This is a genomic window from Burkholderia sp. Ac-20392 (assembly GCF_017104585.1).
Classification (GTDB): domain Bacteria; phylum Pseudomonadota; class Gammaproteobacteria; order Burkholderiales; family Burkholderiaceae; genus Burkholderia; species Burkholderia lata.
The window spans coordinates 1-5086 of sequence record NZ_JAAGPB010000549.1; the positions used below are offsets into that span (position 1 = coordinate 1).

The window sequence follows — 5086 nt, forward strand, 5'->3', positions numbered from 1 at the left end:
TGCAGGAACAGGCCGCGCGGCTGCGCGATGCGGTCGGCGCGTTCCGGGTCGGCGGGCAGGTGGGCGAGCCTGCATTCGACGCGAAGGTGATCGACCGGGCGGCGGTGGCGTGACGCACGCGGGCTGATGCGCCATTCGTATAAACGCAACTAACGGCCGAGTCGTGCAGCCCCCGCCAGCACCGCTGCGGTGCATACCCATATGAGCGGGATGTATTTCACTTCCCGCCGATCCTGTGACACCATTTGCCCCTTCCTGCGAGTCGGGGCATACCCGTATCGCGCCCCATTTTCAGTCATCCAGTAAGCAAGAAAGCGAGAAACAGATGAAGCGTCGCAGTCTCCTGAAGGTATTTTCCGTGCTGGCCACCGGTGCAGCACTGACGCTGTCGGCAGGCGCGCACGCCGAAGACAAGGTGATCAAGGTCGGCACGGTCGCCGGCCCGGATTCGGAAGTGTGGCAGCTCGTGCAGAAGGTCGCGAAGGAGAAGGAAGGCCTGACCGTGAAGGTCATCGAGTTCAACGACTACGTGCAGCCGAACGCGGCGCTCGACTCGGGCGACCTCGACGCGAACAGCTTCCAGCACCAGCCCTACCTCGACAGCCAGGTGAAGCAGCGCGGCTACAAGATCGTCAGCGCGGGCCTGACCTACATCTCGCCGATGGGCGTGTACTCGAAGAAGTTCAAGGCGCTGAAGGACCTGCCGCAAGGCGCGAAGCTCGCGGTGCCGAACGATCCGTCGAACGAGAACCGCGCGCTGCTGCTGCTGCAGACGCAAGGCCTGATCAAGCTGAAGGCGGGCGCCGGCACGGGCGGCAACAACGCGACGGTGCTCGACATCGCCGACAACCCGAAGAAGCTGAAGATCTCCGAACTCGACGCGGCGCAACTGCCGCGCGTGCTGTCGGACGTCGATGCGGCCGTGGTCAACACGAACTACGCGCTCGCCGCGAACCTGCAGCCGACCAAGGACGCGATCGCGCTCGAATCGCTGACGAGCCCGTACGCGAACCTGATCGCCGTGCGCGCGAAGGACAAGGACCAGCCGTGGGTGAAGAAGCTGGTCAAGGCGTACCAGTCGCCGGAAGTGAAGGAATTCATCAAGAAGCAGTTCAAGGGCTCGATGGTCGCGTCGTTCTGAACGCCGCATACCTGTCGACCCGCTGAACCAAAAGGGCCTGCATCGCGCAGGCCCTTTTTCATTGGTACGGCCGATCGACGGCCGCACGGTGTGGCGCGTTCAACGCCGGCTCACATCTCGCCGCGCCGCGAGCAGATCGACATGATCTGCTGGATCGCATAGTTGTCGCGGACACCCGGCAGCGACTGCACGACGCACTCGTGAAAACGCCGCTCGCGCGGCAGCAGCATCGCGTTGTTGCGATACAGCGCGTCGCACGAGCGCTGGATCAACTGGGCCGCCGCGCCGTTGCGGCTTTCGCGCAGCGCGTTGAGCATGCAGTCGTCGTATTGCGCACTGCCGTCGGTCAGCGCGAATGCCGCACCCGGCAGCGACAGCGCGACGGCGGCGAATGCGATGGCTCGGACTCCCCGTTTCATGTGCTCTCCGATGGCGTGGATTGGGTCGGTCGACAGCATAACGTAAAGCCGCAAGCGCGGCTGACGCGTTGCGCCGGGCCGACGGGAACCGCCGCCGGGCGGGCTTCGCGCGCGTTCGCGGGCTTCGGCGGGCGCGGCGATCCGGCGCGTGATGCGAAAGCGCGGAGTCAGGCGGTGGTCTGCGGAAATGGTATCCTCGTGCGTTCGCCGCTGCACGCTTTCCCGGAGCGTGCGCGGGCCGTTCGCTAGCGCGTCGTACGCGTGGCGGCGCCCGCCTGACGGCGGCGGGAATCCATCATCCAGAACCGACACAATACGGGGGAGACACACCCATGAAGCGTTTCAAGACTTTCGCGATCCGTTCGATCACGGCCGGCGTGGCCGCACTCGCGCTGGCTGGTGCCGCGCACGCCCAGACCGTCAAGGTGCTGTCGATCGTCGATCACCCGGCGCTCGATGCGATCCGCGACGGCGTGCGCGCCGAGCTGAAGGCGGAAGGTTACGGCGACGACAAGCTCAAGTGGGAATACCAGAGCGCGCAGGGCAACACGGGCACGGCCGCGCAGATCGCGCGCAAGTTCGTCGGCGACCAGCCCGACGTGATCGTCGCGATCGCGACGCCGGCCGCGCAGGCGGTGGTCGCATCGACGAAGAGCGTGCCGGTCGTCTATTCGGGCGTGACCGATCCGGTCGCCGCGCAGCTCGTGAAGGGCTGGGGCCCGTCGGGCACCAACGTGACGGGCGTGTCCGACAAGCTGCCGCTCGATCGCCAGGTCGCGCTGATCAAGCGCGTCGTGCCGAATGCGAAGACGGTCGGCATGGTCTACAACCCGGGCGAGGCGAACTCGGTCGTCGTCGTGAAGGAGCTCAAGGAGATCCTCGCGAAGCAGGGGATGACGCTGAAAGAAGCGGCCGCGCCGCGTACCGTCGACATCGGCCCAGCCGCGAAAAGCCTGATCGGCAAGGTCGACGTGATCTACACGAACACCGACAACAACGTCGTGTCCGCGTACGAAGCGCTCGTGAAGGTCGCGAACGAAGCGAAGATCCCGCTCGTCGCCGGCGACACCGACAGCGTGAAGCGCGGCGGCATCGCGGCGCTCGGCATCAACTACGGCGACCTCGGCCGCCAGACGGGCAAGGTCGTCGCGCGCATCCTGAAGGGCGAGAAGCCGGGCGCGATCGCGTCGGAGACGAGCAGCAACCTCGAGTTGTTCGCGAACACGGGCGCGGCCGCGAAGCAGGGCGTGACGCTGTCGCCGGATCTGCTCAAGGAAGCGAAGACGGTCATCAAGTAAGCCGCGGTCCGACCGCCGCGCTTGCGGGCCCGATCCGGGCCTGAACGACACCGCCGGACGGGCGGCTCCCACCCGGGGCCGCCCGTTCGCTTCGCCCGGCCGTACACGTCCGGCCGGGAAGCAACAGGATTTCCCCATCATGTCTCTGTTCTCGTTTCTGGGCGCCCTGGAGATCGGCCTGATCTTCAGCCTCGTCGCCCTCGGGGTGCTGATCTCGTTTCGCATCCTCAACTTCCCCGACCTCACCGTCGACGGCAGCTTTCCGCTCGGCGGCGCCGTCGCCGCGACGCTGATCTCGGCCGGCTACGACCCGTTCAGTTCGACCTGCATCGCGATCGTCGCGGGCGCGGTGGCCGGCTTCATCACCGGCTGGCTCAACGTGCGCCTGAAGATCATGGATCTGCTCGCCAGTATCCTGATGATGATCGCGCTCTATTCGGTGAACCTGCGGATCATGGGCCGGCCGAACGTGCCGCTCATCACCGAGCCGACGATCTTCACCGTGCTGCAGCCCGACTGGATGCCCGACTACGTGCTGCGCCCGGCGCTGCTCGCGATCGTCGTCGTGGTCGCGAAGCTCGGCCTCGACTGGTTCTTCTCGTCGCAACTCGGCCTCGCGATGCGCGCGACCGGCGCGAACCCGCGGATGGCGCGCGCGCAAGGCATCGCGACCGGCCGCGCGACGCTCGCCGGGATGGCGCTGTCGAACGCGCTCGTCGCGCTCGCGGGCGCGCTGTTCGCGCAGACGCAGGGCGGCGCGGATATCTCGATGGGGATCGGCACGATCGTGATCGGGCTGGCCGCGGTGATCATCGGCGAGACGCTGCTGCCGGCGCGCCGGCTCGTGCTGACGACGCTCGCCGTCGTGCTCGGCGCGATCGTCTATCGCTTCTTCATCGCGCTTGCGCTCAACAGCGAATTCATCGGGCTGAAGGCGCAGGATCTGAACCTCGTGACGGCCGCGCTCGTCACGATCGCGCTGGTGCTGCCGGCGACGCGCAAGAAGCTGTTCGCGCGCAAGAACGGAGGGGCCTGACATGCTGTCCGCACAAGACCTGAAACTCACGTTCAATCCCGGCACGCCGATCGAGACGCGCGCGCTGCGCGGGCTGTCGCTCGAGATTCCCGACGGCCAGTTCGTCGCGGTGATCGGCTCGAACGGCGCCGGCAAGTCGACCTTCCTCAATGCGGTCAGCGGCGACCAGGCCGTCGATGCGGGACGCATCGCGATCGACGGCACCGATGTGACGCGCAAGGCCGCGTGGGATCGCGCGCATCTCGTCGCGCGCGTGTTCCAGGATCCGATGGCCGGCACCTGCGAGGCGCTGACGATCGAGGAGAACATGGCGCTCGCGATGGCGCGCGGGGCGCGGCGCGGCTTCCGGGCCGCGCTCGACCGGCCGTCGCGCGAGCTGTTCCGCGACAAGCTGCGGCTCCTGAACCTCGGCCTCGAGAACCGGTTGACCGACCGGATCGGGCTGCTGTCGGGCGGCCAGCGGCAGGCGGTGAGCCTGTTGATGGCGTCGCTGCGGCCGTCGCGGATCCTGCTGCTCGACGAGCACACCGCCGCGCTCGACCCGAAGACGGCCGCGTTCGTGCTGGAGCTGACCGCGCGCATCGTCGCCGAGAGCAAGCTGACGACGATGATGGTCACGCACAGCATGCGGCAGGCGCTCGACTACGGCGACCGCACGGTGATGCTGCATCAGGGGCAGGTCGTGCTCGACGTGTCGGGCGACGCGCGCAAGGGGCTCGACGTGCCGGACCTGCTGCAGATGTTCGAGAAGGTGCGTCACGAGCAGCTCGACGACGACGCGTTGCTGCTCGGCTGACGGGCGGCGAGTCGGCGCGGTGCGGGGTGTTGCATCGTGCCGGTTCGCTTTCGGGGTGGCGTGCCGACCTGGCCGGGCGATTCGGGCCGGATGGCGGTGGCGCGTGTTCGGACAACACGATCCGGCCGCTCCCGCTCCCGCGTGGCGTAACATGACGGCCGCACCGGCTTTCCCGTCGTTTTTCCTCTGACGAAAACCGGTTTCGCACCGGTGCTGTGCGACGCGAGCGCATTGCCATATACTGTATATCCATACAGTTGTGGGTGGCATCATGCTCGCATCCTCCATTTCTCCCGAATCCCTTCATCCGTCGCTGTGGCGCGGCTCGCAGCTCGCGCGCGGCGGTCCGCGCACGATCGAGACCGGCTTCGCGCCGCTGTCCGCCGAGCTGCCGGG

5 protein-coding genes and 1 pseudogene are annotated in these 5086 nt (G+C 67.3%); 5 read left to right on the forward strand and 1 reads right to left on the reverse strand.

Annotated features, from left to right (window positions below; genetic code table 11):
• Positions 1-325 precede the first annotated feature (325 nt).
• Positions 326-1141 carry a MetQ/NlpA family ABC transporter substrate-binding protein gene (locus tag G3N99_RS34190; protein ID WP_011353265.1) on the forward strand — a complete coding sequence of 272 codons (816 nt, stop codon included), beginning with the start codon at positions 326-328 and terminating at the stop codon, positions 1139-1141.
• A 110-nt stretch (positions 1142-1251) separates the two neighbouring features.
• Here the strand turns inward: G3N99_RS34190 and G3N99_RS34195 are convergent, their stop codons facing one another.
• Complete coding sequence (locus tag G3N99_RS34195) at positions 1252-1560, reverse strand: VF_A0006 family four-cysteine protein (protein WP_174937800.1); 309 nt, start codon at positions 1558-1560, stop codon at positions 1252-1254.
• Positions 1561-1892: 332 nt separating this feature from the next.
• On the opposite strand from G3N99_RS34195, the gene G3N99_RS34200 reads away from it, so the two are divergent.
• From G3N99_RS34200 to G3N99_RS34215, 4 genes and pseudogenes are all read left to right on the forward strand, one after another.
• The gene (locus G3N99_RS34200) at positions 1893-2858 is read left to right on the forward strand and encodes an ABC transporter substrate-binding protein (RefSeq protein ID WP_043187240.1); all 966 of its coding nucleotides are present in this window, start codon (positions 1893-1895) and stop codon (positions 2856-2858) included.
• 139 nt (positions 2859-2997) lie between these two features.
• A complete protein-coding gene (locus tag G3N99_RS34205; RefSeq protein WP_039346181.1) occupies positions 2998-3894 on the forward strand; it encodes an ABC transporter permease in 897 nt (298 codons plus the stop codon).
• A 1-nt stretch (position 3895) separates the two neighbouring features.
• A complete protein-coding gene (locus G3N99_RS34210) occupies positions 3896-4690 on the forward strand; it encodes an ABC transporter ATP-binding protein (RefSeq protein ID WP_174937801.1) in 795 nt (264 codons plus the stop codon).
• Between the two features lie 271 nt (positions 4691-4961).
• Positions 4962-5086: pseudogene (locus G3N99_RS34215) on the forward strand (recombinase RecA); the annotation flags it as partial.

What these genes read in the sequence shown, in the direction of transcription:
- G3N99_RS34195 (WP_174937800.1), bottom strand. Translation starts at nt 1,560, where the DNA reads ATGAAACGGGGAGTCCGAGCCATCGCATTCGCCGCCGTCGCGCTGTCG.
- G3N99_RS34190 (WP_011353265.1), top strand. Translation starts at nt 326, where the DNA reads ATGAAGCGTCGCAGTCTCCTGAAGGTATTTTCCGTGCTGGCCACCGGT.
- G3N99_RS34200 (WP_043187240.1), top strand. Translation starts at nt 1,893, where the DNA reads ATGAAGCGTTTCAAGACTTTCGCGATCCGTTCGATCACGGCCGGCGTG.
- G3N99_RS34205 (WP_039346181.1), top strand. Translation starts at nt 2,998, where the DNA reads ATGTCTCTGTTCTCGTTTCTGGGCGCCCTGGAGATCGGCCTGATCTTC.
- G3N99_RS34210 (WP_174937801.1), top strand. Translation starts at nt 3,896, where the DNA reads ATGCTGTCCGCACAAGACCTGAAACTCACGTTCAATCCCGGCACGCCG.